Origin of the sequence: Burkholderia sp. BDU5, from assembly GCF_001522845.1 — a bacterium.
Classification (GTDB): Bacteria; Pseudomonadota; Gammaproteobacteria; order Burkholderiales; family Burkholderiaceae; genus Burkholderia; species Burkholderia mayonis.
The window spans coordinates 65,598-92,136 of sequence record NZ_LOWC01000085.1; the positions used below are offsets into that span (position 1 = coordinate 65,598).

Annotated in this window: 22 protein-coding genes and 1 pseudogene; 9 read left to right on the plus strand and 14 right to left on the minus strand. The window is 69.2% G+C overall.

The annotated features are described in order from the left end of the window. The first annotated feature begins 8 nt into the window (after window positions 1-8). On the plus strand, window positions 9-1,040 hold the full coding sequence (locus WS69_RS14855) for a serine/threonine protein kinase (RefSeq protein ID WP_059471511.1): 1,032 nt from the start codon (window positions 9-11) through the stop codon (window positions 1,038-1,040). Window positions 1,041-1,223: 183 nt separating this feature from the next. On the opposite strand, the pseudogene WS69_RS14860 reads toward WS69_RS14855, so the two are convergent. From WS69_RS14860 to WS69_RS14870, 3 genes and pseudogenes are all read right to left on the minus strand, one after another. Next, a pseudogene (locus WS69_RS14860) lies at window positions 1,224-2,054 on the minus strand (LysR substrate-binding domain-containing protein); the annotation flags it as partial. 35 nt (window positions 2,055-2,089) lie between these two features. Then, window positions 2,090-3,508: a coniferyl aldehyde dehydrogenase gene (locus WS69_RS14865; RefSeq protein WP_059471512.1), complete on the minus strand. Its 1,419-nt coding sequence runs from the start codon at window positions 3,506-3,508 to the stop codon at window positions 2,090-2,092. Window positions 3,509-3,542: 34 nt separating this feature from the next. After that, the gene (locus WS69_RS14870) at window positions 3,543-5,222 is read right to left on the minus strand and encodes an isovaleryl-CoA dehydrogenase (RefSeq protein WP_059471513.1); all 1,680 of its coding nucleotides are present in this window, start codon (window positions 5,220-5,222) and stop codon (window positions 3,543-3,545) included. A gap of 227 nt (window positions 5,223-5,449) precedes the next feature. Between WS69_RS14870 and WS69_RS14875 the strand changes: the two genes are divergently transcribed. Beyond that, complete coding sequence (locus WS69_RS14875) at window positions 5,450-7,096, plus strand: GMC family oxidoreductase (protein WP_059471514.1); 1,647 nt, start codon at window positions 5,450-5,452, stop codon at window positions 7,094-7,096. Between the two features lie 36 nt (window positions 7,097-7,132). On the opposite strand, the gene WS69_RS14880 is transcribed toward WS69_RS14875, so the two are convergent. Genes WS69_RS14880 through fliF form a run of 6 tightly spaced genes read right to left on the minus strand, consistent with a single transcriptional unit; the run spans window position 7,133 to window position 14,065 of the window. After that, a complete protein-coding gene (locus WS69_RS14880; protein ID WP_059471515.1) occupies window positions 7,133-8,548 on the minus strand; it encodes a flagellar hook-length control protein FliK in 1,416 nt (471 codons plus the stop codon). Window positions 8,549-8,584: 36 nt separating this feature from the next. Further along, window positions 8,585-9,037 (minus strand): flagellar export protein FliJ, encoded by a 453-nt coding sequence (fliJ, locus tag WS69_RS14885; protein ID WP_059471516.1) that lies wholly within the window; start codon window positions 9,035-9,037, stop codon window positions 8,585-8,587. Between the two features lie 5 nt (window positions 9,038-9,042). Continuing rightward, window positions 9,043-10,614: a flagellar protein export ATPase FliI gene (gene fliI / locus WS69_RS14890; protein ID WP_059471517.1), complete on the minus strand. Its 1,572-nt coding sequence runs from the start codon at window positions 10,612-10,614 to the stop codon at window positions 9,043-9,045. Beyond that, complete coding sequence (fliH, locus tag WS69_RS14895) at window positions 10,608-11,291, minus strand: flagellar assembly protein FliH (RefSeq protein WP_059471518.1); 684 nt, start codon at window positions 11,289-11,291, stop codon at window positions 10,608-10,610. The genes fliI and fliH overlap by 7 nt, the downstream gene beginning before the upstream one ends. Further along, the gene (gene fliG, locus WS69_RS14900) at window positions 11,284-12,279 is read right to left on the minus strand and encodes a flagellar motor switch protein FliG (RefSeq protein WP_059471519.1); all 996 of its coding nucleotides are present in this window, start codon (window positions 12,277-12,279) and stop codon (window positions 11,284-11,286) included. The genes fliH and fliG overlap by 8 nt, the downstream gene beginning before the upstream one ends. Further along, window positions 12,269-14,065: a flagellar basal-body MS-ring/collar protein FliF gene (gene fliF, locus WS69_RS14905; RefSeq protein ID WP_059471520.1), complete on the minus strand. Its 1,797-nt coding sequence runs from the start codon at window positions 14,063-14,065 to the stop codon at window positions 12,269-12,271. The genes fliG and fliF overlap by 11 nt, the downstream gene beginning before the upstream one ends. Before the next feature lie 248 nt (window positions 14,066-14,313). Between fliF and fliE the strand changes: the two genes are divergently transcribed. The 6 genes from fliE (at window position 14,314) to WS69_RS14935 (ending at window position 18,366) form a co-directional block, all read left to right on the plus strand. Continuing rightward, window positions 14,314-14,658, plus strand: coding sequence for a flagellar hook-basal body complex protein FliE (gene fliE, locus WS69_RS14910; RefSeq protein ID WP_059471521.1), 345 nt, complete (start codon window positions 14,314-14,316; stop codon window positions 14,656-14,658). A gap of 128 nt (window positions 14,659-14,786) precedes the next feature. Beyond that, window positions 14,787-15,221 carry a flagellar export chaperone FliS gene (gene fliS / locus WS69_RS14915; protein ID WP_059471522.1) on the plus strand — a complete coding sequence of 145 codons (435 nt, stop codon included), beginning with the start codon at window positions 14,787-14,789 and terminating at the stop codon, window positions 15,219-15,221. Continuing rightward, window positions 15,218-15,544: a flagellar protein FliT gene (locus WS69_RS14920; protein ID WP_059471523.1), complete on the plus strand. Its 327-nt coding sequence runs from the start codon at window positions 15,218-15,220 to the stop codon at window positions 15,542-15,544. The genes fliS and WS69_RS14920 overlap by 4 nt, the downstream gene beginning before the upstream one ends. A 112-nt stretch (window positions 15,545-15,656) precedes the next feature. Further along, complete coding sequence (locus WS69_RS14925; RefSeq protein WP_059471524.1) at window positions 15,657-17,147, plus strand: flagellar hook-length control protein FliK; 1,491 nt, start codon at window positions 15,657-15,659, stop codon at window positions 17,145-17,147. Beyond that, on the plus strand, window positions 17,144-17,461 hold the full coding sequence (locus WS69_RS14930; RefSeq protein ID WP_059471525.1) for an EscU/YscU/HrcU family type III secretion system export apparatus switch protein: 318 nt from the start codon (window positions 17,144-17,146) through the stop codon (window positions 17,459-17,461). Before WS69_RS14925 ends, WS69_RS14930 begins: the two co-directional genes overlap by 4 nt. A 185-nt stretch (window positions 17,462-17,646) precedes the next feature. Beyond that, window positions 17,647-18,366 carry a PepSY-associated TM helix domain-containing protein gene (locus WS69_RS14935; protein ID WP_059471526.1) on the plus strand — a complete coding sequence of 240 codons (720 nt, stop codon included), beginning with the start codon at window positions 17,647-17,649 and terminating at the stop codon, window positions 18,364-18,366. 296 nt (window positions 18,367-18,662) lie between these two features. Here WS69_RS14935 and WS69_RS14940 read toward each other — a convergent pair whose 3' ends face one another. The 5 genes from WS69_RS14940 to WS69_RS14960 form a co-directional block, all read right to left on the minus strand. After that, window positions 18,663-19,514 (minus strand): carbohydrate ABC transporter permease, encoded by an 852-nt coding sequence (locus tag WS69_RS14940; RefSeq protein ID WP_059471527.1) that lies wholly within the window; start codon window positions 19,512-19,514, stop codon window positions 18,663-18,665. 9 nt (window positions 19,515-19,523) lie between these two features. Then, on the minus strand, window positions 19,524-20,420 hold the full coding sequence (locus WS69_RS14945) for a carbohydrate ABC transporter permease (RefSeq protein WP_197419262.1): 897 nt from the start codon (window positions 20,418-20,420) through the stop codon (window positions 19,524-19,526). A gap of 130 nt (window positions 20,421-20,550) precedes the next feature. Further along, window positions 20,551-21,810, minus strand: coding sequence for an ABC transporter substrate-binding protein (locus WS69_RS14950; protein WP_059471528.1), 1,260 nt, complete (start codon window positions 21,808-21,810; stop codon window positions 20,551-20,553). A gap of 61 nt (window positions 21,811-21,871) precedes the next feature. Next, a complete protein-coding gene (locus tag WS69_RS14955; protein ID WP_059471529.1) occupies window positions 21,872-23,854 on the minus strand; it encodes a beta-galactosidase in 1,983 nt (660 codons plus the stop codon). Between the two features lie 9 nt (window positions 23,855-23,863). After that, a complete protein-coding gene (locus WS69_RS14960) occupies window positions 23,864-25,003 on the minus strand; it encodes an ABC transporter ATP-binding protein (RefSeq protein WP_059471530.1) in 1,140 nt (379 codons plus the stop codon). Between the two features lie 187 nt (window positions 25,004-25,190). Here WS69_RS14960 and WS69_RS14965 point away from each other — a divergent pair, with 187 nt between their 5' ends. Then, a complete protein-coding gene (locus tag WS69_RS14965) occupies window positions 25,191-26,249 on the plus strand; it encodes a LacI family DNA-binding transcriptional regulator (protein WP_059471531.1) in 1,059 nt (352 codons plus the stop codon). Window positions 26,250-26,539: the final 290 nt, after the last annotated feature.

Here is a 26,539-nt window from a genome sequence, read left to right on the forward strand (position 1 = left end):
TGCGGGGCATGACCGACGCCACTTCCGAATCCACCGCAGCCGGCGACAACGCCGGCTTGCCTTTTGCAGGTCTCACGCCGGAGCGCGTGCTCGACGCGCTCGACAGCGTGCTGATCCCCGCCGGTTCGCGCACCGACGGGCGCCTGCTCGCGCTCAACAGCTACGAAAACCGCGTCTATCAGGCGGGCATCGAAGACGGGCCGCCGATCGTCGCGAAGTTCTATCGTCCGCATCGCTGGCCGAACGACGCGATCCTCGAAGAGCATGCGTTCGTCGCCGAACTGGTGGCGCGCGAGATTCCGGCCGTACCGGCGCTCGCGTTCGACGGCCGTACGCTGCACGAATTCGAAGGCTTCCGCTTCGCGATCTTCGAGCGGCGCGGCGGTCGCGCGCCCGAGCTCGATCGTCGCGATACGCTCGAGTGGCTGGGCCGTTTCATCGGTCGCATTCACGCAGTCGGCGCGACGAAGCCGTACGTCGCACGGCCGACACTCGATATCGATACGTTCGGCTACGAGCCGCGCGATTTCCTGCTGTCGCACGACTTCGTGCCGAACGACGTTCGGCCTGCTTATGAAGCGGCGGTGACGCTCGCACTGGAAGGCGTCGCGCAAGCATACGAACGCGCGGGCGACGTGCGGATGCTGCGCGCGCACGGCGATTGCCATCCGAGCAACGTGCTATGGACCGACGCGGGCCCGCACTTCGTCGACTTCGACGACAGCCGGATGGCGCCCGCCGTGCAGGACTTGTGGCTGCTGCTGCCGGGCGACCGGCCGGACGCGATGCGCGCGCTCGCCGATTTGCTCGCCGGCTACGAGGACTTTTGCGAATTCGATCCGCGTGAGCTGCATCTGATCGAGGCGCTGCGCACGTTGCGGCTCATTCATTACGCGGCGTGGCTCGCGCGCCGCTGGAACGATCCCGCGTTTCCGGCCGCGTTTCCGTGGTTCAACACGCATCGCTATTGGGAGGCGCGCGTGCTCGAATTGCGCGAGCAGATCGGCGCGATGCAGGAAGGGCCGTTGTGGCCCGTATGACGTTCGCCGTGCCGGTCGCGCGGCCTGCGCTCGATCGACATCATGGACGCGTGCGCCGCAGTCTTCGCGATTCCATAACGTCAGCTTCCCTAACGATCGATTGATCGCGTCGCATGCGACGACGCTCGCTTCGCACGCGCGTCATCGTTTCCCTCGCGTGCGTCGGCGGCGTCGACGCACGCTTCAACGGCCGTCAGTGAGGAGCGACTTGCGCAGCACGTCCTTCAGCGCGCTGAACACCGGATTGTCGTTGTCCTTCCGATACGCGAACGTCAGCTCGACGGGCTTCGCCGGCGTCGTGCGCACCGGCCGATAGACGACCCCCTTGAAGTGCAGCATCGACGCAGCCGCCGGAATCAACGCGGCGCCGATGCCCGCGCGCACCAGCGCCAGCATCGAATGGATCTGGCTCACGTATTCGACGATGTCGGGCAGTACCTCGGCGCGCTCGAACAGTCCGCTCACCAGTTGGTGAAAATAGCGCGCCTCGTACGGCGAATACATCAGCAGCGGCCGGCCCTCGGAATCGCGCAGCGTCGGGTGCTTCGGCCAGGCGTCGGCGGCCGCCTCCGGCAACGCGAGCACGAGCGCCTCCCGCACGCACGGCGCCGATGCGCGCTCGCCATGCTCGACGGGCGGGCGCAGCAGCCCGACGTCGATCAGCCGCGCGTCGAGCGCTTCCAGCTGCGCGCCGCTCACCATCTCCTTCAGCGTCAGCCGCACGTCGGGCGACGCGGCGCGCACCGCGCTCACGAGCGACGGCAGCAGGCCGTAGCCGACCGACGCGGTGAAGCCGATCGTGGGCGCGCCGGCCGCGCCTGTCGCGACGCGGCGCGCGGTTGCTGCCGCTTCGTCGGCGAGCCGCAGAATGCGGGCCGCATCGGGCAGGAAGCTGCGCCCGGCCGCCGTCAGCTTCACCGAGCGGCTCGTGCGTTCGAGCCGCTCGGTGCCGATCTGGTGCTCGAGCAGGCGCACTTGCCGGGACAGCGGCGGCTGCGTCATGTGCAGGCGCTGCGGCCCTTCGTTCGTCCGGCGTCGGCGGCGACGCGTCAGAACTTCAGCATCATCTTGAGAATCGCGGCGAAGCGCCTGCCGTACGGCGGCGCGATCATGCCGCGCGTGTTGAGACGCGGCTGCGTGAGCACGGGCTTCATCTTCGAGAATGTCACGAAGCCGTCGTAGCCGTGGTACGCGCCCATCCCGCTCGCGCCGACGCCGCCGAACGGCAGCGTGCCGCAAGCGATGTGCATCAGCGTGTCGTTGACCGTCACGCCGCCCGAGATCGTGTCGCGCATCACGCGGTCGACGGTCGCGCGGTCTTCGTCGAACAGATACAGCGCAAGCGGCCGCGGGCGCGCGTTCACGTAGGCGATCGCATCGTCGAGCGTGTCGTACGGGACGATCGGCAGCAGCGGCCCGAAGATCTCTTCCTGCATCAACTGCGATGCGTCGGGCGCCTGGGTGACGAGGACGGGCGGCAGCCGGCGCAGCGCGGGATCGGGCGCCGCGTCGGTGAGCGGATGGAGCTGCGCGCCCGCTTCCTGTGCTTCGCTCGCGAGCCGCTGCAGCCGCGCGAAGTGACGCTCGGAAACGATCGACGTGTAGTCCGGGTTCGTCGACAGATTCGGGTAGAGCTTCGCCATCCGCTCTCGCGCACGCGCGACGAACGCCGCTTCCTTGCCGCGCGGCACGAGCACGTAGTCGGGCGCGATGCAGGTCTGGCCCGCGTTCAGCGTCTTGCCGGTGATGACGGCATCGACCGCCGCGTCGAAGCGTGCGCGCGGCCCGACGATCACGGGCGACTTGCCGCCGAGCTCGAGCGTGACGGGCGTCAGGTGTTCGGCGGCCGCGCGCATCACGTGGCGGCCGACGTTCGTCGAGCCGGTGAAGAGCAGGTGATCGAACGGCAGCCCACTGAACGCGGCGCCGATTTCAGCATCGCCGTTGACGACCGCGACGTGATCGCGCGCGAAGGTCTTCGCGATCAGCTCCTCGAACAGCTGCGACGTGCGCGGCGTCAGTTCGGACATCTTGATGATCGCGCGGTTGCCCGCGGCGAGCGCGCAGATGAGCGGCCCCGCGGCGAGCAGCACCGGGTAGTTCCACGGCACGACGATGCCGACGACGCCGAGTGGCTGCGGCATTACCTTCGCGCGCGCCGGGCGCATCCATTTGTTCATCGCCCGGCTCTTCGGCTTGATCCAGCGCTTGCCGTGCTTGAGCGCTTCGTCGATTTCCTCTTTCGCGAGCCAGATTTCGGACATCAGCACTTCTTCCTTCGCGCGATGGCCGAAGTCCGCGCTGATCGCGGCCGCGAGCGCGTCGCGGTTGTCGAGCAGCATCTTGCGCAGTGCGCGCAGGTGGTCGGCGCGCGTTGCCCACGACGGATACGGCGCGCGCAGATACGCGGCGCGCTGGTCGCGCAGCAGTGCGTCGAGTGTGGCTAAACCGGGCAGATCGTTCTTCATGGCGTCTCCAGTGCGATACGGGTGTGGCCGGCATTCAGGCCGGGAACGCCCGCTCGATGAGCGCGGCGTGATCGAAAGTGGCCGGCAGCGTTCCATAAACGCGTCCGGTTTCGCTGCTGGCGTCGCCGAAGCGCGTGGCGACGAACGCCTCGGCGACGGCGGGCGGCCCGTCGCGCAGCAGCAGCGAGGCCTGCGCGACGAGTGCGATGCGTTGTGCGATCCGGCGTGCGCACGCTTCGCGTTGCTCGGGTTCGAGGGACAGGAGACGCGTCAATTCCGCGAGCGCATCAGCGAGCGGCGCGCTGTGCTTCGCCGCATCCCGCCATTCGGCGAAGAGCGCGGCGGCCGCGTCGGGCTCGCGCTCGATCGCGCGCAGCACGTCGAGACACATGACGTTGCCCGATCCTTCCCAGATCGAATTGACGGGCGCTTCGCGATAGAAGCGCGCCATCGGCGCGGTCTCGACGTAGCCGTTGCCGCCCCACACTTCCATCGCTTCGCCGGTGAATTCGAGCGTGCGCTTGCAGACCCAGAACTTCGCGGCCGGCGTGACGATGCGGCGCCAGCCGCGCGCCTGCGGCGAGCGCGCCGCCGCATCCTCTTCGAACGCATGCGCGAGCCGCATGAAGAGCGCGGTCGCCGCTTCCGATTCGAGCGCCAGATCGGCGAGCACGTTGCGCATCAGCGGCTGATCGGCGAGCAGGCGGCCGAACGCGCTGCGATGCCGCGCATGGTGGATCGCCTGCACGAGCGCCGCGCGCATCAGCGCCGCGCTGCCGATCACGCAATCGAGCCGCGTGTAGTTCGCCATCTCGATGATCGTCGGCACGCCGCGTCCTTCGTCGCCGATCATCACGCCGTACGCATTCAGGAATTCGACTTCGCTGCTCGCGTTCGAGCGGTTGCCGAGCTTGTCCTTCAGGCGCTGCACCTGCACCGCGTTCTTGCTGCCGTCCGGCGAAAAGCGCGGCACGTAGAAGCACGAGATGCCCGCGTGTTCGGTCGTGCGCGCGAGCACGAGATGCGCGTCGCATTGCGGCGCGGAGAAGAACCATTTGTGACCGACGAGCCGATACGCTTCGCCGCGTCCGCTCGCGCCGAGCGCATACGCTTGCGTCTCGTTGCTGCGCACGTCGGAGCCGCCTTGCTTCTCGGTCATCCCCATGCCGACCATCATCGTGCGCTTTTCCGGAAGCGGCGCGTCGCGCGCGTCGTGCTCGTGGGAATAGAGCTTGTCGCGCAGCGTCGCAAAAAGGGCCGGTTCGCGCTGCAGCACGGGAATGCTCGCGAACGTCATCGTGAGCGGACACAGCGAGCCGGATTCGAGTTGCGCATGCAGGAAATACCCGGCGCAGCGCGCGACCATCGCGCCCGGCCGCGGGTCCGAGAACGGCAGCGCGTGCAGCCCTTCGCCGCGCAGCATCGCTAGCAGCCGGTGCCAGCTCGGATGGAATTCGAGTGCGTCGATCCGCTCGCCGCGCGGGCTGTGCGTCGACAGCTCGGGCGTGTGCCGGTTGGCGAGATCGGCAAGCGCGAGCGCGTCGAGCGTCGTCAGCGCGGCGCCGTCGCGCGCGAGCGCCGTTTGATGCCAGCTCGCGCCGTACCGTTCGACGGCATCGACGAGCGCGGCATCTGTTTCAAACGCGTTGTAATCGTGAAGCGGCGGCGCCTGGTTCGTCACCCGGTGCGTCGCCATTTGAAGGTCTTGCTGCATGCCTTTGTCTCCCATTTCGCGGGGCCCGGCTTCTGTTGGCCACGTCCTCCGCGCGAGGCGAATCCGATCATCTTAAATTTAGTTCACGCCGCCGTTTAGAGGAATCGCTCTTGAGTCGGGATGTCCCGGCTCGCCTTGCGTTCCTAAAATGCACGAACATGGCGACGCAAGCCGGCTGTCTCGATCGCGATTCCAGCCGCCGTTGATGACAAACAGGGAGACGTGACATGCAGTACGACTACATTATCGTCGGGGCCGGGTCCGGCGGATCGAGCCTCGCGGGTCGCCTGGCCGATGCGTGCCCGGACGCGACGATCGCGCTGATCGAAGCGGGCGGTCACACCGAACGCAATCTGCTCGTCAACATGCCGGTGGGGATCGCGGCGCTCGTGCCGTTCAAGCTCGGCACGAACTACGGCTACGAAACGGTGCCGCAGCCGGGCCTCGGCGGACGCCGCGGCTATCAGCCTCGCGGCCGCGGGCTCGGCGGCTCGAGTGCGATCAACGCGATGATCTACACGCGCGGCCATCCGCACGATTACGACGAATGGGAGCAGCTCGGCTGCACCGGCTGGGGATGGCGCGACGTGCTGCCGTACTTCCGCCGCGCGGAAGGCAACGAGCGCGGCGCGAACGAATGGCACGGCGCGGACGGCCCGCTCACGGTATCCGATCTGCGCTTCCGTAATCCGTTCTCCGAACGATTCATCGCGGCCGCGCACGAAGCGGGCTATCCGCTCAACGACGACTTCAACGGCGAGAATCAGGAAGGCGTCGGCTTCTATCAGGTCACGCATCGCGACGGCGCGCGCTGCAGCGTCGCGCGCGCCTATGTGTACGGCCGCACGCGGCCGAACCTGCACGTGATCGTCGATGCGACGGTGCTGCGCGTCGTGTTCGACGGCAAGCGCGCGACGGGCGTCGAGGTCGCGCGCGGCGGACGCATCGAGACGATCGGCGCGCGCGCGGAAGTCATTCTGTCCGCAGGCGCGTTCAATACGCCGCAACTGCTGATGTGCTCGGGCGTGGGTCCCGCCGCGCAGTTGCGCCGTCACGGCGTCGCGCTCGTGCACGATGCGCCCGACGTCGGCGAGAACCTGATCGATCACATCGATTTCATCATCAACAAGCGCGTGAATTCGTCCGAGCTCGTCGGCATCTGCGTGCGCGGCGTCGCGAAGATGACGCCCGCGCTGTTCGGCTACCTGTCGAAGCGTGAAGGGATGATGACGAGCAACGTCGCCGAGGCGGGCGGCTTCATCAAGAGCGATCCCGGCCTCGATCGCCCCGATCTGCAATTGCACTTCTGCACGGCGCTCGTCGACGACCACAACCGCAACATGCACTGGGGCTTCGGCTATTCGCTGCACGTGTGCGCGCTGCGGCCGAAGAGCCGCGGCAACGTCGCGCTCGCGAGCGGCGACGCGCGCGTCGCACCGCTCATCGATCCGCGCTTCTTCAGTGACGAGCGCGATCTCGACCTGCTGATCCGCGGTGCGAAGGCGATGCGCAAGATCCTGTCCGCCGCGCCGCTCGCGTCGCAAGGCGGGCGCGAGCTGTACACCGATCCGAACGACACCGACGCGCGGTTGCGCGCCGCGATCGTCGCGCACGCGGACACGATCTATCACCCGGTCGGCACGTGCCGGATGGGCGCCGACGCGCGCGCGGTCGTCGACCCGCAATTGCGCGTGAACGGGGTGGAAGGATTGCGGGTCGTCGATGCGTCGGTGATGCCGACGCTGATCGGCGGCAACACGAATGCGCCGACCGTGATGATCGGCGAGCGCGCGGCGGAGTTCATCGTGGCCGCGCGCAAAGGGCAGGCCGAGCCCGCTCGCGAGCGGGTCGAGGCGACGACGCACGGCGGCTGATGCGCGCTGCCGTGCAGGCGGCCGCGGGCGCGGCCGTCAGGCGAACGTGTCGACCATCCCGACGCTGCGTCGCGTCGCGTCGCTGGAGGTTGTCGCTGAGACGTCGTCGAGCGCGGCGTCGGCCGTCGTCGCGCCGAATGCGCGTCGCGTCGCGGCTCCGTCCGACGATTGTCGTTGCGGGGTCTGCTGCTGTTGCGCGGACGCGAAGCCGCCGTCGCTGACGCTCGCGCTGCCGAGCCCGAGTCCGCCCGCGTCCATCGCTTCGCGCAGCTTCGGCAGCGCGGCTTCGACCGCGTCGCGCACCTGCGCATGCTGCGACACGAAGAGCGCGTGCGCGTGGTTGTCCGCGACGCGCAGCACGACTTGCAGCGGCCCGAGATCGGGCGGATTCAGCGTGAGCTCCGCGCTCTGCTGATGCGCGTTCGACAGGAATACGATCTTTTGGCTCAGCGCGTCGGCCCAGTCCGGCGTGCCGACGGGCGGTGCGAGCGTCGGCGCTGCCGAAGCCGCCGCGGCGTTCGCGGCGGGCGCCGCCTGTTGCAGCGCAGCCGGCGCGGTCGACGCGGCGAGCGTCGCGCGTGCGGAATCGGCCGCGTCCTGCAATGCGGCGAGTGCGCCCGTCGCGTCCGGCTGGGCCGCATTCGCGGCGGCGTTCGCCATGGTGGCCGCGGGGTTCGCACCCGACGCATCGGTGAGCGCGGTTTGCATGCCCGGAGCCTTCGCGCCGGCGAGCATCTTGTCGAATGCGGAGCCGTTCGCAGCGAGCGGCGCGTTGCCTTGGCTCGCCGGCAGTGCGGCGGGCGTCGTCGCCGCGCTCGTCTTGCCGGCACCCGTGAGCTTGCTCAACGCGGCATTCAGCGCATCGCCGATCGATTGCTGCGTGCCGGCGCGATCGGACGAGGCGGCGCTGTCCTGAGCAGCGGCGCCCGCCGCGATCGTGTTCGACGGATGGGCGGTGTCGCCCGTGCCCGCTTGCGCGGCCGCCGCATCGGCGGCCGTCTGCACTGCCTGCGCCGTCTGTGCGTCGGGCCGCGCTTGCAACTGCGCTTGCAGCGATGCGGCTGCGGCGAGCGCCGCTGCGTCGGCGGACGCCGATTGCGTCGCGGTTTCGCCGTCGTCTTCGTCATCCGGTTTGCCGGCGCCCTTCGCGTTGCCCGCGCTCGCCGTCGTCTGCGCGCCCGCGCCGGAGACAGACGAATTCGCCGCGTTGTTCGCCGCGGCATTCGTCGCATTGCCTGCGTTCTGCGCGTTTACGTTCACATTCGCATTCGCGATGGTCTGACGCTGCGTCTGCACGCTCTGCTTGAGCGTTTGCGCGAACGGCGCGGCCGACGACGCATCGCCTGACGACGCGCTCGACGAGCCGGACGCGTTCGCCGCGGAGCCGGACGACGACTCGATCATCGTGCTCGCCGCGCCGAGCAGCATACCGATCAGGGGAAGAGGAGGCATGTCGGATCTCGTGTTCGGGTTCGATGGGCGCGGCGCTCACTTCGCCGCTTCCGCGCGCATGCGCAGCACTTTCGCCGCGTGCTCGTCGGCGTCGCGCTGCTCGCGTTTCGCGACGCGTTTCGCTTCCTGCTGCGCGCCGCGCGCCTGCAGGATCTCGTACGAGCCGAGCGTGCGCTTCTTCGCCTGCCACTCGGGGCGCGCCGCGTCGATGCGGGTCTCCGCGGCGGCGAGCACGCGCCGCTGCTGGTCGATCGCCGCGTCGAGCGTGTCGAGGAACGCCTGGAAGTTGCGCCAGTTGCCGGCGGGCATCCCCGATTGCGCGGATTCGGCGAAGCGCACGCGATATTCGTCGCGATAGCGCACGAGCGCGTCGAGCTGCGTCTGCGCGTCGGTGCGCTCGCGCTGCGCGTGGCCGAGTTGCTTCGTCGCGGCGTCGAGATCGTGCTGCGCGCGGTCGAGCAGAAGTTGCAGAGGAAAGGATTGGGCCATGGCGATCAGCTTCCTTCGATATCGAACAGCGCATCGAGCGCGGCGAGGCTCGGCGCGTACGGCGCGCATTCACGAAAGCCTTGCTGCAAAAACGATTCGATGCGCGGGTAAAGCGCGATCGCGCGGTCGAGCTGCGCGTCGCGGCCGGGCGCGTACGCGCCGACCGCGATCAGGTCGCGGTTGCGCTGGTAGCGCGACAGCATCTGCTTGAACTGGCGCACGCGGTCGAGGTGCGCGTCGTCGATCAGCGCGGTCATCGCGCGGCTGATCGACGCTTCGATGTCGATCGCCGGATAGTGACCGGCTTCCGCGAGCGAGCGCGACAGCACGATGTGGCCGTCGAGGATCGCGCGCGCGGAATCGGCGATCGGGTCCTGCTGGTCGTCGCCTTCGGTGAGCACCGTGTAGAACGCGGTGATCGAACCGCCGCCTTCCGGTCCGTTGCCGGTGCGCTCGACGAGCGCGGGCAGCTTCGCGAACACCGACGGCGGATAGCCTTTCGTCGCGGGCGGCTCGCCGATCGCGAGCGCGATCTCGCGCTGCGCCATTGCATAGCGCGTGAGCGAATCCATCAAGAGCAGCACGTGCTTGCCCTGGTCGCGGAAGTATTCGGCGAGCGACGTCGCGTACGCCGCGCCCTGCATCCGCAAGAGCGGCGACACGTCGGCCGGCGCGGCGACGACGACCGAGCGCGCGAGCCCGTCCTCGCCGAGGATCTGTTCGATGAATTCCTTCACTTCGCGGCCCCGCTCGCCGATCAGGCCGATCACGATCACCTCGGCGCTCGTGTAGCGCGCCATCGTGCCGAGCAGCACCGATTTGCCGACGCCCGAGCCCGCGAAGAGGCCCATCCGCTGGCCGCGGCCGACGGTGAGGAGCGTGTTGATCGCGCGCACGCCGACGTCGAGCACGTGATGGATCGGCTCGCGTTCGAGCGGGTTGATCGACGGCGCGGCGAGCGGCGCGTCGACCTTCGACGCGAGCGGCCCGAGATTGTCGAGCGGGCGGCCCGACGCGTCGACGACGCGCCCGAGCATTTCCCAGCCGACGGGCAGCCGCTTCGCGCCCGCGAGCGGATCGGCGACGGGCGCGCTTTCGAGCGGCCACACGCGCGCGCCGGGCAGCACGCCAGCGACCGCGGTGGTCGGCATCAGGAACAGGCGCTCGCCCGCGAAGCCGACGACTTCGGCTTCCGCATACGGCAGCGCGCTGCCCGGAGGCAGCTCGATCGTGCATTCGGCGCCGACCGACAGGCGCAGTCCGATCGCTTCGAGCACGAGACCCGCCGCGCGCGTGAGGCGTCCGCACGGACGCAGCGGCAGCGCGCGCGCGTTGCGCTCGCGCATGCCGTCGAGATGGGCGCGCCAGTGCGCGAGATGCGGATTCGCGAGCGCCGCGCGCGACGTCGCGGGCGGCGCCGCGAGCGGGCGAGGGTGATGAGGGTGCGCGCCGACGCTGGCGCCGATGTCGTGCGCGGCCGCATCGACGTGCTCGGGGCCGTGCGACGCCAGCGCGAGCTCGCGTTCGAGCGCGTCGAGTTCGTCGCGGCCGAGCGCGCCGGATGCGTCGCTCACCATGCGCTCACCTTGCCGATCGCGGCGGCGACCCGCTCCCAGCGGGTGGTGAGCGTCGCGTCGATTTCGCCCGTCGATGCCTGCGCGCGGCAGCCGCCGCGCTCGATCGACGCGTCGGTGCGCACGCTCCAGCCGAGCGTGTCGAGCTCGTCCTTCAGATACGCCTCGACGACGGGCAGATCCGCCGGATTCACGATCAGATGCGGCGCGCCGGCGAGCGCGGGCTCCGCGGCGAGCACCTCGCGCGCGGCCGCGATCAGCGCGGCCGGGTCGTACTGCACGTGCTGGCGCACGACCTGCTGCGCGATCTCGAGCGAGAGCGTCGCGATGTCGTCGGCGAGATCGCGCTCGACGCCCGTGAGCGCGTCGCGAAACGATGCGGCGAGCGCGGCGAGCTGCGCGCTTTGCGTGCGCGCCTCGGTTTGGCCGTCGTCGAAGCCTTTCGCGCGACCTTGTTCATAACCTGCCTGATAGCCGAGCGCCTGGCCTTCGACGTGGCCGGCGGCGAGCCCTTCCGCGTGCGCGGCGTCGCGCACGCGCTGCAGTTCGGCTGCGAGCGCGGCGGCGGCCGCCGCGCCGCCGTCGTCGGGCGGCGGGGGCGGCGGCGGATCGAACGAAGCCATCTCCCATCGCTGGTATGCGGTGACGGGCTTGCTCGACGCGCTCGTGCGATCAGACATACGCGTCTTCCGCCTTGCCGCCGATCACGATCTGGCCGCTCTCGGCGAGGTTGCGTACGACCTGCAGGATCTTGCGCTGCTGCGTCTCGACTTCGGACACGCGCACCGGGCCCCGTGCGTCGAGATCCTCGGCGAGCAGCTCGGCCGCGCGCTGCGACATGTTCGACAGGAACTTCTGCCGCAGCGCGGGCGGCGCGCCCTTCAGCGCGACGATCAGCGCTTCCGACTCCACTTCCTTGAGCAGGAGCTGGATCGCTCGATCCTCGAGCTCGAGCAGGTTCTCGAACACGAACATCTGGTCGATGATCTTCTGCGCGAGGTCCGGATCGTATTGCTTGACGTTCTCGAGCACCGCTTCTTCGTGCACGCTCGTCATGAAGTTCAGGATCTCGGCCGCTGTGCGGATGCCGCCCATCGGCGCGCGCTTCAGGTTGTCGCTGCCGGACAGCAGGCCCGTCAGCACGTCGTCGAGCTCGCGCAGCGCGGTCGGCTGGATGCCGTCGAGCGTCGCGATCCGCAGCAGCACGTCGTTGCGCAGCCGCTCGGTGAAGCACGACGCGATCTCGGACGCCTGGTCGCGGTCGAGATGCACGAGGATCGTCGCGATGATCTGCGGATGCTCGTTCTTGATGAGCTCGGCGACGGCCGCCGAATCCATCCACTTGAGGCCTTCGATGCCGCTCGTGTCGCTGCCTTGCAGGATGCGGTCGATGAGGACGCCCGCCTTGTCTTCGCCAAGCGCCTTCGTCAGCACCGAACGGATGTACTCGCTCGAATCGAGCGACAGCGCGGTGTGCTTCTCCGCTTCGAGCACGAAGTCGTTCAGCACGCCCTCGACTTCTTCGCGCGTGACGTTCTTCAGTGCGGCCATCGCGGCGCCGATCTTCTGCACCTCGCGCGGCGCGAGGAATTTGAATACCTGCGCGGCCTCCTCCTCGCCGATCGACATCAGCAGGAGCGCGCTCTTGTTCAAGCCTTCAGCGTTCATCGGACACCCAGTTCTTGACGACGGTTGCGACGATCTTCGGATCCTGGCGCGCGATCGTGCGCGCGTAGTCGAGATTGCGTTCGTAGCGGTTCTTCTCGCTTTCGAAGGCGAGGAGGGCCGGGTGCTCGTCGTCCTCGTCGGCGAGCTGCTTCTTGTCGGGGCTCGGCAGGCCGTCGAGCGCGATCGCGTCGTTCGGGCCGTCGAGCGCCGGGATCGCGGCCGGCGCGGGCTCCGCCGGCGGCGGGAATGCGCGGCGCAGCGCCGGGCGCACGAACATGAAGTAGAGCGCTGCGGCCGCGGCGGCGACGCCCAGCCACTTCGCGATGTCCTTGCCGAGCTCGATCATGTCGGGCTGGCGCCACCACGGCAGGTTGGCGAACGGGTCGGCGGCCGTCGAGAACGCGCTGTTGACGACGTTGACCGAATCGCCGCGCTTCTCGTCGTAGCCCATCGCGTCCTTCACGAGCTGCTGGATCTGCGTGAGCTTCTCCGCGGTGAGCGGCTGCATCGTCACGTGGCCCTTCGCGTCGGCGGCAGGCTGATAGTTGACGACGACCGCGACCGACAGCCGCTTGATCGTGCCCGTCGACTGTTCGACGTGACGCACGGTCTTGTCGAGTTCGTAGTTCGTCGTCGAATCCTTGCGGTCGCTGACGGGTGTCGCAGCCGGGCCGGCCGGCTGGCCGTTGCTCGCGACGATCGGCGCGGACGCCGGCTGCGGCGGCGTGTTCGACAGCGCGCCCGGCACGCCCGACGCGCCGCTTTGCGCGAGCTCGGTCGCGGTGCTCGTCTGCTGGCTGCGGATCGCGCTCTGCTGCGGCGTGCCGTTCGGGCCGTAGCTCTCCGAGGTCTGCTCGATCTTCGAGAAATCGACGTCGGCGCTCACCTGCGAGCGCGCGTTGCCGGCGCCGAAGATCGGCGCGAGGATCGCGTCGATGCGTTTTTGCGTGTTGCGCTCGATCTGCTGCACGTACTTGAGCTGGCTCGCGTCGAGGCCGGACGCCGACGCGGTCTGCGTGAGCAGGTTGCCGTCCTGGTCGACGATCGTCACGTTCTTCGCGGGCATGTCGGGCACGCCCGACGACACCATCCGTGTGACGGCGAGCACCTGGCCTTCGTCGAGCACGCGGCCCGGATACAGATCGACGAGCACCGACGCCGACGGCGCCTCGCGGTCGCGCACGAACACCGATGGCTTCGGGATCGCGAGATGCACGCGCGCGGCGCGCACCGCGTTGATCGATTCGATCGTGCGCTGCAGCTCGCCTTCGAGCGCGCGCTGATAGTTGACCTGCTCGGCGAACTGGCTGATTCCGAATTTCTGGTTGTCCATCAGCTCGAAGCCGACCGAGCCGCCCTTCGGCAGCCCCATCGACGCGAGCTTGAGGCGTGTTTCGTGGACCTGGTTCGCGGGCACGAGGATCGCGCCGCCTGCGTCGGCGAACTTATAGGCAACGTTTGCCTGCTGGAGCGCGGCGATGATCGCGCCGCCGTCGCGGTCCGACAGGTTGCTGTAGAGCACGCGGTAGTCGGGCGAGCGGCTCCAGAGCACGAGCGCGACGATCGCGGCGATCGCGAGCGCCGCGCCGATCAGGAACGGCAGGCGCGGGTTCGTCTTCATCCGCGCGAGGCCGGGGATGCGTTCGGCGAAGCCGCCCAGGCCGAAATCCGCGCCGCCCGCCGCTGCGCCCGGCAGCGCGCCCGCCGCGGCCACGGCTTGCGGCGACGCACCCGTCAGGCTCGAACGGGCGTCGGGATTGATCAGCGAGTTGGCCTGCGAGTCCATGCGTCGAGTATCTCCACTGCGGGCTGAATGCCGGCTCGGCAGAGCAGGCGGACATTGACACGGTGCGATTATCCGCAACGCAGTCAAGCGCGATCGGACGAATAGAGCAGGGTTTCGCCCGTACTTCTCCGGCTTTCGCCGTTGCGCGGCTGCTATGCTTTTTCGCAATCCGGCCCTCGCAACGCTCGCGGGAAGCCGGGGTTCCCCCCGCCGGGCCCGCGCGGCCCGGCTTCTTCTGCGGAGATCACATGGTTGCCCCCGTCAACGGAATCGCTTCGGCGCTGCAACAAATGCAGGCGATGGCCGCTCAGGCCACGGGCGGAGCGGCGAGTCCGACGGCGGCGCTCGCCGGTTCCGGCGCGGCGACGGCCGGCTCGTTCGCGAGCGCGATGAAGGCGTCGCTCGACAAGATCAGCGGCGACCAGCACAAGGCGCTCGGCGAGGCCCAGGCGTTCGAGCTCGGCGCGCAGAACGTGTCGCTGAACGACGTGATGGTCGACATGCAGAAAGCCAACATCGGCTTCCAGTTCGGACTCCAGGTGCGCAACAAGTTAGTGAGCGCCTACAACGAGATCATGCAGATGTCCGTTTGACGGACCTTGCTCCGCGTCATTTTTCTAAAGCTCTCGGGCTTTCTTACCGATAACGTCGATACAAGACCGCGCCGTGTCGCGCACGGAGCGGTGGTATCGGATCGAATGCACCAAAGAGGAGGAGCGCCATGTTTACCCCAGGTCACGCTGGAGCCAGTGCCTATGCGCGCGTCGGCGTCGAAACAGGGGTGATGGGCGCGTCTCCCCACCGGCTCATTGCTATGCTCTACCAGGGCGCGCGCCAGGCGATCGCGCATGCGCGGCTGCATCTGCAGCAAGGCAATGTCGCCGCGCGCGGCGAGGCGATCGGCAAGGCGATCCGCATCGTCGAGAGCGGCCTGCAGCAGTCGCTGAACCTTGAAGTCGGCGGCGACATCGCGTCTCGCCTCGACGCGCTCTATACGTACATCTGCCGGCGTCTGCTGCAGGCGAACGTCGACGCAAGCGAAGCGATGCTGATCGAGGTCGACGGCCTGCTCGCGACGCTCGAGGACGCATGGACGGGCATCGGCCCGGAGGTTGCCAGGATGACCGCGCAAGCAGGAACGGAACAGTCGCGATGAACCGGAAGGATGAGTACTTTGCCCGCTACGAAGCGATCGCCGACGTGTCCGGACGGATGCTCGTCGCGGCCCGCGATGCGTCGTGGCATGCGCTGAGCGGGCTGCAGGACGAGTATCTGCGGCTCGTCGACGGGCTGAAGGAAGCCGAGCAGGGCGTCCTGCTCGACGACGCCGAGCGCACCCGCAAGTTCGAGCTGATCCGTCGCATCCTCGCCGACGACGCCGCGATCCGCGATCTCGCGAGCCCCGAGGTCGCGCGGCTGTCCGCGTTCATCCACGCGGGCCGCTCGACGCTGAAGGATTTGTATCGGGCGCGCGGCTGAAGGCGGGCGGGGCGCGCCGCCGCCTTCGGGCGCGCCGGCTTGCGCGGACGAACGGCGCGCGTTCGTCTCCGCGGGTTGCCCGATTTTCATCCGGCGCGCGTCAGGATTCACGATGACCGGTATCGACACCGCTGCTGCCGCCATCCTGGCGAGCCGCATCGACAGCCTTCTCGACGCGATCCAGCCCTCGGCGGGCGGCGCGGCGGCGGCGCAGGTCGGCACGTCCGGCGCGCCGCCCGCCGCCGCGCCGCCGCAGGGCGCGACGGGCGGACCGCCGCCCGCGTCCGCGCAGGCCGCGCTGTCCGAGGTCGGACTCACGCTCGACGCGATTTCCCGCTACGGCGGCGGCGCGACGCCCGCCGTCGTCGGCGCCGCGCCGCTGCTGCCCGCGCCGCCCGCTTCGACCGCGCAGGCGGGGGCGCTGCTCGAGCCGTTGCTCCTGCCGCTCGATACCGGCGCAGGCAATGCCGCGCCGTCCGCTGCCGCATCGGCCGCGCAGATCGCCGCGCAAGCGTCGTCTGCCGCGTCGCCCGCTGCCGCGCTGAGCGCAGCGCTCGCGCAGGCTGTCGCGGACTGCGGCCTCTTCTACGAATCTCATCTCGCTCAATGGCTCGCCGGCCAGCGCACGACGGCCGAACTCGCACGCGAGCCGCAGGCGCGGCTGGCGACGGCCGGCCAGCCGGGCGCACAGACCGCCCAGGCGGGCGATGCGCTCGGCGACGCGTTTGCCGACCTGCTCGCCGCGCGCCCGCCGCTGCCGCAAGGCGGCCGCGACGCGCCCGCGCAGGCGGTCGCGCGCGGTCCGGGGCAGACGGCGGGCGATGCGGGCGAAGGCACAGCGGCGGGGCGCGCACTACCGAACGCAGCGGCGCTTGCGCGCTCCGTCGACGCGTATGCGGCGCTCGCCGACGCGAACGGCAAGCCTGCCGCCGCGTCCTCCGCGCAGACGGCCGGCACGCGAGCCGGCCTGCCACCTTCGGACGCCGACACGTCGGCGTCGGTCGCGGCATCGCTGCATGCGGCGACGCTGCCGATCGTGCGCCAGCAGCTCGATCTGCTCGCGACCGATCAGTTTCGCTGGATCGGCGAGGCGTGGCCGGGCGCGCGGCTCGACTGGACGATCGAGCCGGACGAGCAGCACGGCCGCGAACGATCCGCGCCCGACACCGATTTCCCGGGCGCGGGCGGCTGGCGCACGCGCCTCACGCTCGCGCTGCCGTCGCTCGGCACGATCGATGTGGAGCTCGTGCTGAACGGCGAGCAGCTCGCCGCGCGGCTGCGCGCGACCGAGGCGGGCGCGGCGCGGCTCGCGCCGCACGGCGACGCGCTGCGCGCCCGCCTGCAGGCGCTTGGCCTGCAAGTGAGCGGCCTGTCGATTCGCGCGATCGACGGCGTACCGGACGGCTTCGACACGACGGTTGCGCGGGCGGCGGCGTCCGCGTACGCGCGCGCGGCCGCGGGCGGCGAAGCGGGGCCGATGGGGGCGGCGGGCTTGGCGGATGCGGTGGGGGCGGCCGGGGCGGCAAGCGCCGAGCGTCGGACGCCGCCGCCGCCGCCGCCGCCGCCGACCGAGACTGACGACGACTGGGAGTTCACGCGATGAGCGGGCCGCGGCGCAAGCGCGCCGCAGTGCTCGCCTACGACGCGAAGGGCGGCGATACCGCGCCGCGCGTCGTCGCGAAGGGATACGGGCTCGTCGCCGAGCGGATCATCGAGCGAGCGCGCGACGCCGGGCTATATGTGCATACCGCGCCCGAGATGGTGTCGCTGCTGATGCAGGTCGATCTCGACGCGCGGATTCCGCCGCAGCTGTATCAGGCGGTCGCGGAGCTGCTCGCGTGGCTGTATGCGCTCGAGAGCGGCGCGGACGATGGCGGAGACGCGCCGCCGGTCTTTCCGCTGCTGCCGAAGCGCTGAATGGGAGACGCCGTGGTGCCGCGGCGCGACGGTTGAATGGCGCGACGGCCACGCCTGCCCGCCTGCCCGCAGCATTGAGTTCGCTGACATTCTGTGTAATGATATCCATTCTCATTTAATTGAAGCGGGCGGCGCGCGACTCGGTTGCGCGCCGCCCGATGTTTTGTGCGAATGGAAGCCGAAGCGTGAACGCGCCCGAATCGATCGAAAAACACACCGGCGTCGTGGTGCCGTATCCGGGCGCGCCGAGGAAGCTCGACGCCGCCGAACTGGCCGAACGCCGCCGCCGCTCGCAGCGCGCGACGTTCATCAAGTGGCTGCGCAAGGTGCACGGCTGGGTCGGCTTGTGGGGCGCGGTGCTCGGCCTCCTGTTCGGCGTGACGGGCGTGCTGCTCAATCACCGCGCGCCGCCGCTCAAGATCTCGTCCGGCGAGCCGCAGGTCAGTCAGTTACAGCTCGCGCTGCCGTCGCCCGCGCCCGCGACGCCCGTCGCCATGGCCGCGTGGGTCGGGCGCGAGCTCGCGTTCGATGGCCGGCTCGGCCGCATTCGGAAGGAGCCGGCGCAGCCCGTCGCGTGGGGCGAGCGTCGCGTCACGCAGCCCGAGCACTGGCAGTTCGGCATCTTCGGTCCGCACAGCAACGTGCAGGTCGAGTACTGGAAGGGGAACGGCTACGTGTCGGTGAAGCGCACCGACAACGCATTCCTCACGACGCTCAACAACCTGCATCGCGGCGTCGGGATGAACCTGTTCTGGGTCCTGCTGATGGATACGATCGCGGGTTCGATGGTTCTGCTGTCGCTGACGGGCGTGCTGCTCTGGACCGAGCTCAACAAGCGGCGCACGGTCGGTGTCGTGCTCGTCGTCGGCTCGGTCGCCGCGGCGCTCGCGGCTGGCTTGGCTTGACGGCCGATCGCGGCGCGCGCTTCACGGCGGCGCGTCGCGGCGTGCGGTGCGCTTCGTCGATATCGAATGGCACGCATCACGCGACACATCGAGTTCCGCGCGGGCCGCGCCTTCCCGCTGTCGAGTTGACTGCCGGACGAGCGGCCTGCCATTCGCGATGCCGGAGCGTCGGCCGGAATATGCCGTCTCCCGCCTGGCCGCTTCTACGCACGCAAGCCGAGCGAAGGACGAAGTGCGAAGTGCGGCACGGCGACTAACGACCGAACCCAGACAGCCACGGCGACCGCGTATCCCGCTCACCCCTTCGTCGCGCCGAACGTGATCCCCGCGACGAAATTCTTCTGCATCGCGAAGAACATCGCGACCGACGGCAGCGCAGCGAGGATCGAGCCCGCCGACACGAGGTTCCACGACGTCGTCCATTGCCCCTTCAGCGCCGCGACGCCCGCCGTGATCGGCGCTGCCTCGTCGCCTTGCGTGAGGCACAGCGCCCAGAAGTAGTCGTTCCAGACGAACGTGAAGACGAGGATCGCGAGCGCCGCGAGCGCGGGGCGGATCAGCGGCAGCACGATCCGGTAGAACACGATCCATTCGCCCGCGCCCTCGACGCGCGCCGCCTCGATCAGTTCGAACGGCAACTGCTTGATGAAGTTGCGCAAGAACAGCGTGCAAAAGCCGGTCTGGAACGCGACGTGGAACAGGATCAGCGCCTCGACCGTGTTGAACACGCCGAGCCTGAGCGACAGGTCGCGCACGGGAATCATCAGCACCTGCACCGGCACGAAGTTGCCGGCGACGAACGTGCCGAACAGTGCGGCGTTGCCGCGAAAGCGATAGGTTGCGAGCGCGTAGCCCGCCATCGCCGCGAGCGCGATCGAGCCGAGCACCGAAGGCACGGTGATCTGCACGCTGTTCCAGAAATAATGGAGCATTGGCGACGTCGTCAGCGCGTCGCGGTAGTTCTCGATCATCGAGAAGTGCTTCGGCCAGCCCCAGTAGCGGCCTTCCTGGAGCTCCTCGGTCGAGCGGACCGACGTGACGAACACCGCGATCATCGGCAGCAGCCACACGACGAGCGCGACGGGCAGCGACAGCTTGTACAGATTGCGAGAGACGGGCTTCCATTGCTGGAGCGGCATCGGAAACATGGCGGCACCTCACTGTTCGTTGCGCACCATGCGGCGCAGTTGGAAGACGATATAGACGAGCATGATCGCGAACAGCGCGACGGCGATCGACGCGGAATAGCCGAGGCGGTAGTACTTGATCGCCTGGTCGTACATGTAATACGCGAGCACGGTCGAGCTTTCGAACGGCCCGCCGCCCGTCATCACCGAGATCAGGTCGAAGCTGCGCAGCGCGCCGATCACTGTGACGACGATCGCCATGAAGGTCGTCGGCCGCAACTGCGGCAACACGACGTGCCAGAACAGCGTGAAGCCGCGCGCACCTTCCATTCGCGCGGCCTCGATCTGCTCGGCGTTGAGCGCCGTGAGGCCCGTCAGGTAGAGGATCATGCAGTATGCGGTCTGCGGCCACAGCGCCGCGAGCACGATGCCGAACGTCGCGTAGCGCGCGTCGCCGAGCACGGGCACGCCATGTCCGACGATGAGCGCGAGGAGGCCGAAGGTCGGATCGTAGAACCACGAGAAGATCAGTCCGACGACGACGCCCGACAGCACGAACGGCGCGAAGCACAGCGACTTGACGAGGCGGATGCCGCCGACCGACTGGTTCAGGTACAGCGCGAACGCGAGGCCGAGCGGCGGCGCGAGCATGAAGAGCGCGAGCCAGATCACGTTGTTCTTCAGTGCGGTATAGAACGTCGGCGCGTGCAGCAACTCGACGTAGTTCGCGATGCCGACGAACGTGCGCTCCGTCATGCCGTCCCAGTTGTACAGGCTCAGCCACATCGTCGACAGGATCGGCCAGATCACGTAGACGGCAACCATCAGGCAGGCGGGGGCGAGAAAGAGCCACGCGGCGCGCTGCTGCCTGCGCGCGGCGAGCGACGGGTGGCGCGCGGGCGGCGCGGCGGGGGCGGCGCGTGCGATTGGCGCAACTGGCGCGGCGTCCCGGCGCGGCGGCGCGTCGGGGCGGGCGTCGTCGATTTCACGGGGCGTGATCGATCTGGGCACGGCGAACTCCTGAAACGGGACGCGGCGGCGCACGGCCGCCGCCGAATCACTTCTTGTAGATCCGCTTGCGGGTCTGTTCGAGCTGCGCGAGCACGGCGTCGAGCTGCGCGGGATTGGCCATGAACTGCTGCATGCCCTTCATTCCCTCGTCGGCCATTTCCTTCGTCATGTCGCGATCGTAGAACTGCGCGACGCCGCCCTTCGTGCCGGCGAGGATCCGGAAGCCGATGCGCGAGATCGGATCGTCGGGTTCCGGCGACTTGCTGTTCGCCGACAGCGAACCGAGCCCTTCCGCGAGCTTCGCGCCGATCTCCGGCGTTTCGACGAACGCGAGGAACGTGCGCGCGTCGGCCTTGTTCTTTGCTTTCGTCGGGATGTGCAGTGATTCGACCGGGCCGTCCTCGGCGGTCGGCACCGACGGATCGATGATCGGAAACTGGAAGTAGCCCATCTGCGGCTTCACGTTCTGCGGAAAGCCCGCCGCGATGAACGTGCCCATCAGCATCATCGCCGCCTTGCCCTGGAACAGGAACGGCTGCGCGCCGTCGAGATCGTAGGACAGCGCGTTGTCGACGAAGTAGCCGGCGTCGATCAGCGACTTCCACGTCGTGTACACCTTTTTCACGCGCGGGTCGGTGTACGGCACGTCGCCCGCCATTAGCCGCTGATGGAATGCGTTGCCGTTGATCCGCAAGTCGAGATAGTCGAACCAGCCGGCGAGCGTCCACGCATCGCGGCCGCCGATCGCGATCGGCGTGATCCCCGCCGCCTTCAGCTTCTTGCATGCGGCGAGGAATTGATCCCAGGTCTTCGGCTCGTCGGCGATGCCGACCTTGTGCAGCAGATCCTTCCGGTAGAAGAGGCCCCACGAGTAGTAGACGGTCGGCGCCGCGTACTGCTTGCCGTTGTACGACGACGCGTCGCGCGTCGACGCATACATCGCGTTCCAGCCGTTCTTCGCCCAGTCGGCGCTCAGGTCTTCGAACAGGCCGCGCCGCGCGTAGTACGCCATCCGCTCGCCCGCGTGCCAGTTGACGACGTCGGGCGCGACTGTCGTGAGCCACGCCGGCAACTGGACCTTGTATGCCTCTTCGTCGACGAAGGTCGCCTTTACGTCGATGTCCGGGTGCGCCTTGTGGAACGCGTCGAGCGTCGACTGCCACACCGCGCGCTGGCTCGCGCCCTTGAACGCGATGTTGATCGCGAGCGTGCCGGCGTCGGCGGGCGACGCGGCGCCGAACGACGCGACCGCGACGGCGGCCGTCGCCGCGAGTCCGGCAATGAAGCGGATGGGGCGATGGTTCATGTGTGTCTCCGATGTTGGTGTGGATGGACGACGCCGCGCGGCGCCGGTACTGCCGACGCCGTCAGCCGCGATAGGCCGCGACGCCGCGCGGCTCGACCTGCGCGTCGCCGAGCACGAACGCCGACGGCGGGACCGCGTCGATCGTGTGCGGCGCGTCGCCGTAGTTGAAGACGTACGTGAGTCCGCCGCGGCGGCTCACGCGGACGCTGTCGCCGAGCGGCGCGGGCGCGAGTCCCGCTTCGGCGGCAACGTCGGCGAAGAGCTGCTCGGTCGTGCCTTCGTCGAAGAGGGCGGCCCAGTAATGCAGCCGGCCGTGCGCGATGCATGCCGGATGGCCGTCAGCGAAGCGCGCGCGCACGTCGCCGTGCGCGCCGTCGCGCAGCTCGACGAGATCGCGCCAGTGACGCGCGAAGCCCGAAAACGCCGTGCCGTCGCGCAACGCGCCGTCGACGCGCTCGACGACGTTCGGCCGCAGCGACTCGACGCGCCACACGCGGATCGGCACGATCGATGCGAGCAGGCCGGGCGGCAGCGTCGGCGGGATTTGCAGATCGCGTGTCTTCGAGCCGCTGCGCGGCCCGAGCACGACATGCGCGTTCGACGCCGCGAGCCGAGCGGCGAAACCGTCCGGCACGACGGGCAGCGGCGGCACGACGATCAGCCGGTAGCCGTCGAGCGGCGCGCCGGCCGGAATGACGTCGACGTCGAAGCCGAGCGCGCGCAGCGCCGAGTAGTACTCGAACGCGAAGCGCGGATAGTGGAAATCCGCGCCTTGCGGATGCACGCCGAACAGCCACGTCGCTTCGTAGTCGTAGATCAGCGCGACCTGCGCGCGAACCTTGGCATCGGCGCCGGCGCCGGCGGCGTCGCGCAGCGCGGCGATTTCCCGCGCGACGCGCGCGGCTTCATGGCCGCCCACGTCGAGCGCGTTGTCCGGCGTGTTCAGCCCGGCGTGCATCTGCTCCTGCGCGAACGGGGCCTGCCGCCAGCGGAAATACGACACGCAGCCTGCGCCGTGCGCGAACGCCTCCCAGCTCCACAGCCGCACCATGCCGGGCAGCGGCGCCGGATTCCATTGCGCCCAGTTGACGGGGCCCGGCTGCTGCTCCATTACCCAGAACGGTTGCTTCGACATCCCGCGATAGACGTCGTGATTGAACGATGCGAAATCCGGATGGCCCGTGCGCAGCCAGCGCGCCTTCAGCTCCGGCGCGAACCATTGCTCTTCGAGCGCGCCGAGCGGGTAGCTGTCCCATGCGGCGAAATCGAGATCGCGCGCGACCTCGTAGTGATCGAACTCGGTGAAGAGCTGCATGAAGTTGTGCGTGACGCCGCGGCCGGGCGAATGCGCGCGGATCGCGTCGACCTGCATCCGGTGATAGCGCGCGAGCTCGTCCGACGCGAAGCGGCGATAGTCGAGGCGATGCGACGGATGCGCTTCGGTCACGGTGCCGATCGGCGCGTCGATCTCGTCGAAGCGCCGGTACTCCATGCTCCAGAACACCGTGCCCCATGCGCGGTTCAGCGCGTCGATCGTCCCGTAGCGCGCCTTCAGCCAGTTGCGAAAGCGCGCCAGCGCGGCGGGCGAGTAGCTGACGACCGTGTGGTGGCAGCCCATCTCGTTGTCGGTCTGCCAGTAGCGCACGGCCGGATGCCGGCCGTAGCGCTCGGCGACCGCCGTGCAGATCCGCTGCGACGCGTCGTAGTACGCCGGCGACGAGAAATCGTAGTGGCGGCGCGAGCCGAACGTGCGCGGCCGGCCGTCGGCGCCGGTCGCGAGGATGTCGAGATGGCGGTCGATCAGCCATTTCGGCGGCGTCGCGGTCGGCGTGCACATCACGACGTCGAGTCCCGCCGCGCCGAGCACGTCGATCGCGCGATCGAGCCAGCCCCAGTCGAATTCGCCCGGCGACGGCTCGATGCGGCTCCATGCGAATTCGCCGATCCGCACCTGCTCGATGCCGAGCGTCTTCATCCGGCGGGCGTCTTCCGCCCACATCGATTCGGGCCAGTGTTCCGGGTAGTAACAAACGCCGATGCGCATGCCGAGTCCTTATGCGTAGTGGTGAACGTCGGCGCACGCGGGCACCGCGCGGCCGTCTGCGGTGAAGAGATGGCAGGCGGCGGCGGGCGCGTGCAGCCGCACGCGATCGCCCGCGCGCAGCCGCGCGTCGCCCGGCACTTTCGCGACGAGCGGCGCGCCGCCCGGCTCGTCGAGATGCACGTAGCTCAGCTCGCCGAGATGCTCGACGAGCGCGACGTCGCGCGTGAGCGTCGCGGGCGTTGGCTCGTCGGCGAGCGCGAGATGCTCGGGGCGGATGCCGAGCGTCACTTCGTCGCCGGCCCGCAGCGCCGTGCCGTCGCGCGGCAGCGTCAGCGCTTCGCCGGAGGCGAGCGTGACGGTCGTGCGATTTACGTCGCGCGCGGCGACGACGGCCGGCACGAAATTCATCCGCGGCGAGCCGATGAAGCCCGCCACGAACCGGCTGTTCGGATGGTGATAGAGCTCGAGCGGCGTGCCGATCTGCGCGATGCTGCCGTCGCGCGCGGCGTCGGCGCCCGCGTGCAGCAGCACGATCTTGTCCGCGAGCGTCATCGCTTCGGTCTGGTCGTGCGTCACGTAGACGACGCTCGCGTGCGCGAACTGCCGGTGCAGGCGGGCGATCTCGATGCGGGTCTGCCCGCGCAGCGTCGCGTCGAGGTTCGACAGCGGTTCGTCGAACAGAAACACGCCCGGCTCGCGCACGATCGCGCGGCCGATCGCGACGCGCTGCCGCTGGCCGCCCGACAGCGCCTTCGGCTTGCGGTCGAGCAGCGCGTCGAGTTGCAGGATGCGCGCCGCGTCGCGCACTTTCCGGTCGATCTCCGGCTTCGGCGTGCGCGCGAGCTTCAGGCCGAACGCCATGTTTTCGTAGACCGTCATGTGCGGAAACAGCGCGTAGCTCTGGAACACCATCGCGACGCCGCGCTCGGCGGCGGGAACGTCGTCGACGCGCCGTCCGTCGATCAGCAGCTCGCCGTCGCTCAGATCCTCGAGTCCGGCGATCATCCGCAGCAAGGTCGACTTGCCGCAGCCGGACGGCCCGAGGAACACGCAGAATTCGTGCGCGCCGATCTCCAGATCGACGTCGCGGATGACCGGCGCGCCGTCTCCATAGGCTTTCTGCACGCGCCTCAATGAAATGCTCGCCATCGTCTCCACTCCATGTTCTAATGCGCCGCGTAAGATTAAGCGCTTAATCATCGGGCTCAAAAAAATGACCGCCTGCGATCGCGGATGCGCCGCGCCCGTGTTTCGGCGACTCGATGTGCGACGATGGTGCGCCAGAAAAATTTGCGAATCAAATATTGAATAACCGGCTCAGATAGTGAGAGACGAGATGGCGACGTTGAATGAGGTCGCGCAGCGTGCGGGCGTGACCGCGGCGACCGTATCGAACGTGCTGCGCAACCGCGGGCGCGTCGGCGCCGATACGCGCGCGCGCGTGCTGGACGCGGTGCGCGCGCTCGGCTATCGGCCGCACCTTGCCGCCCGCGCGCTCGCCGAAGGGCGCGCGCCGACGGTCGCGCTGATGGTGTCGAGCATCGCAAACCCGTTCTACCCGGAGTTCGCACTGGCGGTCGAAAAGGCGGTGCGGCGCAACGGGCAGTTCCTGATCGTTTGCAATACGAACGACAACCCGTCCGAAGGACGCGCGTATCTCGACCAGATCGCGGGGACGATTTCCGAAGGCATTCTCGTGACGAACGCGAACCTGCATCTGCCCGACCTGCTCGACGTGCAGCGGCGCGGCGTGCCCGTCGTGCTGTGCATGTGGGAGCGCCCGGACGCGCTGCCCGACACGCTGCCGTGCGTCGCGGTCGATTTCCGGCTGGCGGGGCGGCTCGCGGCGCAGCACCTGATCGCGCTCGGGCATCGCGACGTCGGCGTGATCGTCGGCGGCCGTTCGGAGACGGGCGTGCACGCGGCGCGATTCGACGGCTTCGTCGACACGATGCGCGAGCACGGTCTCGATGTCGCGGCTGTCGCGTGCGAGCCGGACACGATCGACGGCGGCGCGCGCGCAGCGCGCCGGCTGCTCGACGCGAAGCCGCACCTGACCGCGCTTTTCGCGACGAACGATCTGCCGGCGATCGGCGCGATGCACACGGCGGCCGAGCGCGGCAGGCAGGTGCCGGACGATCTGTCGATCGTCGGGATCACGAACATTCATCTGGCGAACGACGTGCGGCCGGCGCTCACGACCGTCGCGATTCCGATCGACGAGGCGGCGGATCTGGCGGTCGAACTGCTCAACGCGTTGCGCGAGACGGGAGGGGGCGTCGACGAGGCGCTACTGGCAGCGGCGCGCGCGCGGACGACTTCCGCGCCGAGATTGCTCGTGCGCGGGACGACGGGGCGCGCGCGGTCCGCGCATGGTGGGATGCGCGATCGCTGAGTATCGTGGTGGTGGCGAGAGCCGTGTGGCTTGGCTGCAGCGCTGAATGATGAGCGTCGATTTGCGATTAGCGACTGTCGAATGCCAACCGTCAACCGCCGACCGCCGACCGCCGACCGCCGACCGCCGACCGCCCAACCGCCCAACCGCCCAACCGCCCAACCGCCCAACCGCCGACGCCAACCGGTGATCGATGCGCGCCGCCGCCGCGTTAAATCCCGCAGACCGCGCCGCCGCCCGCCGCGACCTCCCGCGCCGCTTTCGCCCCTTCGATCTGCAGGATCGTCGGC

Coding starts and splice junctions, on each gene's coding strand:
- WS69_RS14855 (WP_059471511.1), top strand. CDS start 9: ATGACCGACGCCACTTCCGAATCCACCGCAGCCGGCGACAACGCCGGC.
- WS69_RS14865 (WP_059471512.1), bottom strand. CDS start 3,508: ATGAAGAACGATCTGCCCGGTTTAGCCACACTCGACGCACTGCTGCGC.
- WS69_RS14870 (WP_059471513.1), bottom strand. CDS start 5,222: ATGCAGCAAGACCTTCAAATGGCGACGCACCGGGTGACGAACCAGGCG.
- WS69_RS14875 (WP_059471514.1), top strand. CDS start 5,450: ATGCAGTACGACTACATTATCGTCGGGGCCGGGTCCGGCGGATCGAGC.
- WS69_RS14880 (WP_059471515.1), bottom strand. CDS start 8,548: ATGCCTCCTCTTCCCCTGATCGGTATGCTGCTCGGCGCGGCGAGCACG.
- fliJ (WP_059471516.1), bottom strand. CDS start 9,037: ATGGCCCAATCCTTTCCTCTGCAACTTCTGCTCGACCGCGCGCAGCAC.
- fliI (WP_059471517.1), bottom strand. CDS start 10,614: ATGGTGAGCGACGCATCCGGCGCGCTCGGCCGCGACGAACTCGACGCG.
- fliH (WP_059471518.1), bottom strand. CDS start 11,291: ATGTCTGATCGCACGAGCGCGTCGAGCAAGCCCGTCACCGCATACCAG.
- fliG (WP_059471519.1), bottom strand. CDS start 12,279: ATGAACGCTGAAGGCTTGAACAAGAGCGCGCTCCTGCTGATGTCGATC.
- fliF (WP_059471520.1), bottom strand. CDS start 14,065: ATGGACTCGCAGGCCAACTCGCTGATCAATCCCGACGCCCGTTCGAGC.
- fliE (WP_059471521.1), top strand. CDS start 14,314: ATGGTTGCCCCCGTCAACGGAATCGCTTCGGCGCTGCAACAAATGCAG.
- fliS (WP_059471522.1), top strand. CDS start 14,787: ATGTTTACCCCAGGTCACGCTGGAGCCAGTGCCTATGCGCGCGTCGGC.
- WS69_RS14920 (WP_059471523.1), top strand. CDS start 15,218: ATGAACCGGAAGGATGAGTACTTTGCCCGCTACGAAGCGATCGCCGAC.
- WS69_RS14925 (WP_059471524.1), top strand. CDS start 15,657: ATGACCGGTATCGACACCGCTGCTGCCGCCATCCTGGCGAGCCGCATC.
- WS69_RS14930 (WP_059471525.1), top strand. CDS start 17,144: ATGAGCGGGCCGCGGCGCAAGCGCGCCGCAGTGCTCGCCTACGACGCG.
- WS69_RS14940 (WP_059471527.1), bottom strand. CDS start 19,514: ATGTTTCCGATGCCGCTCCAGCAATGGAAGCCCGTCTCTCGCAATCTG.
- WS69_RS14950 (WP_059471528.1), bottom strand. CDS start 21,810: ATGAACCATCGCCCCATCCGCTTCATTGCCGGACTCGCGGCGACGGCC.
- WS69_RS14955 (WP_059471529.1), bottom strand. CDS start 23,854: ATGCGCATCGGCGTTTGTTACTACCCGGAACACTGGCCCGAATCGATG.
- WS69_RS14960 (WP_059471530.1), bottom strand. CDS start 25,003: ATGGCGAGCATTTCATTGAGGCGCGTGCAGAAAGCCTATGGAGACGGC.
- WS69_RS14965 (WP_059471531.1), top strand. CDS start 25,191: ATGGCGACGTTGAATGAGGTCGCGCAGCGTGCGGGCGTGACCGCGGCG.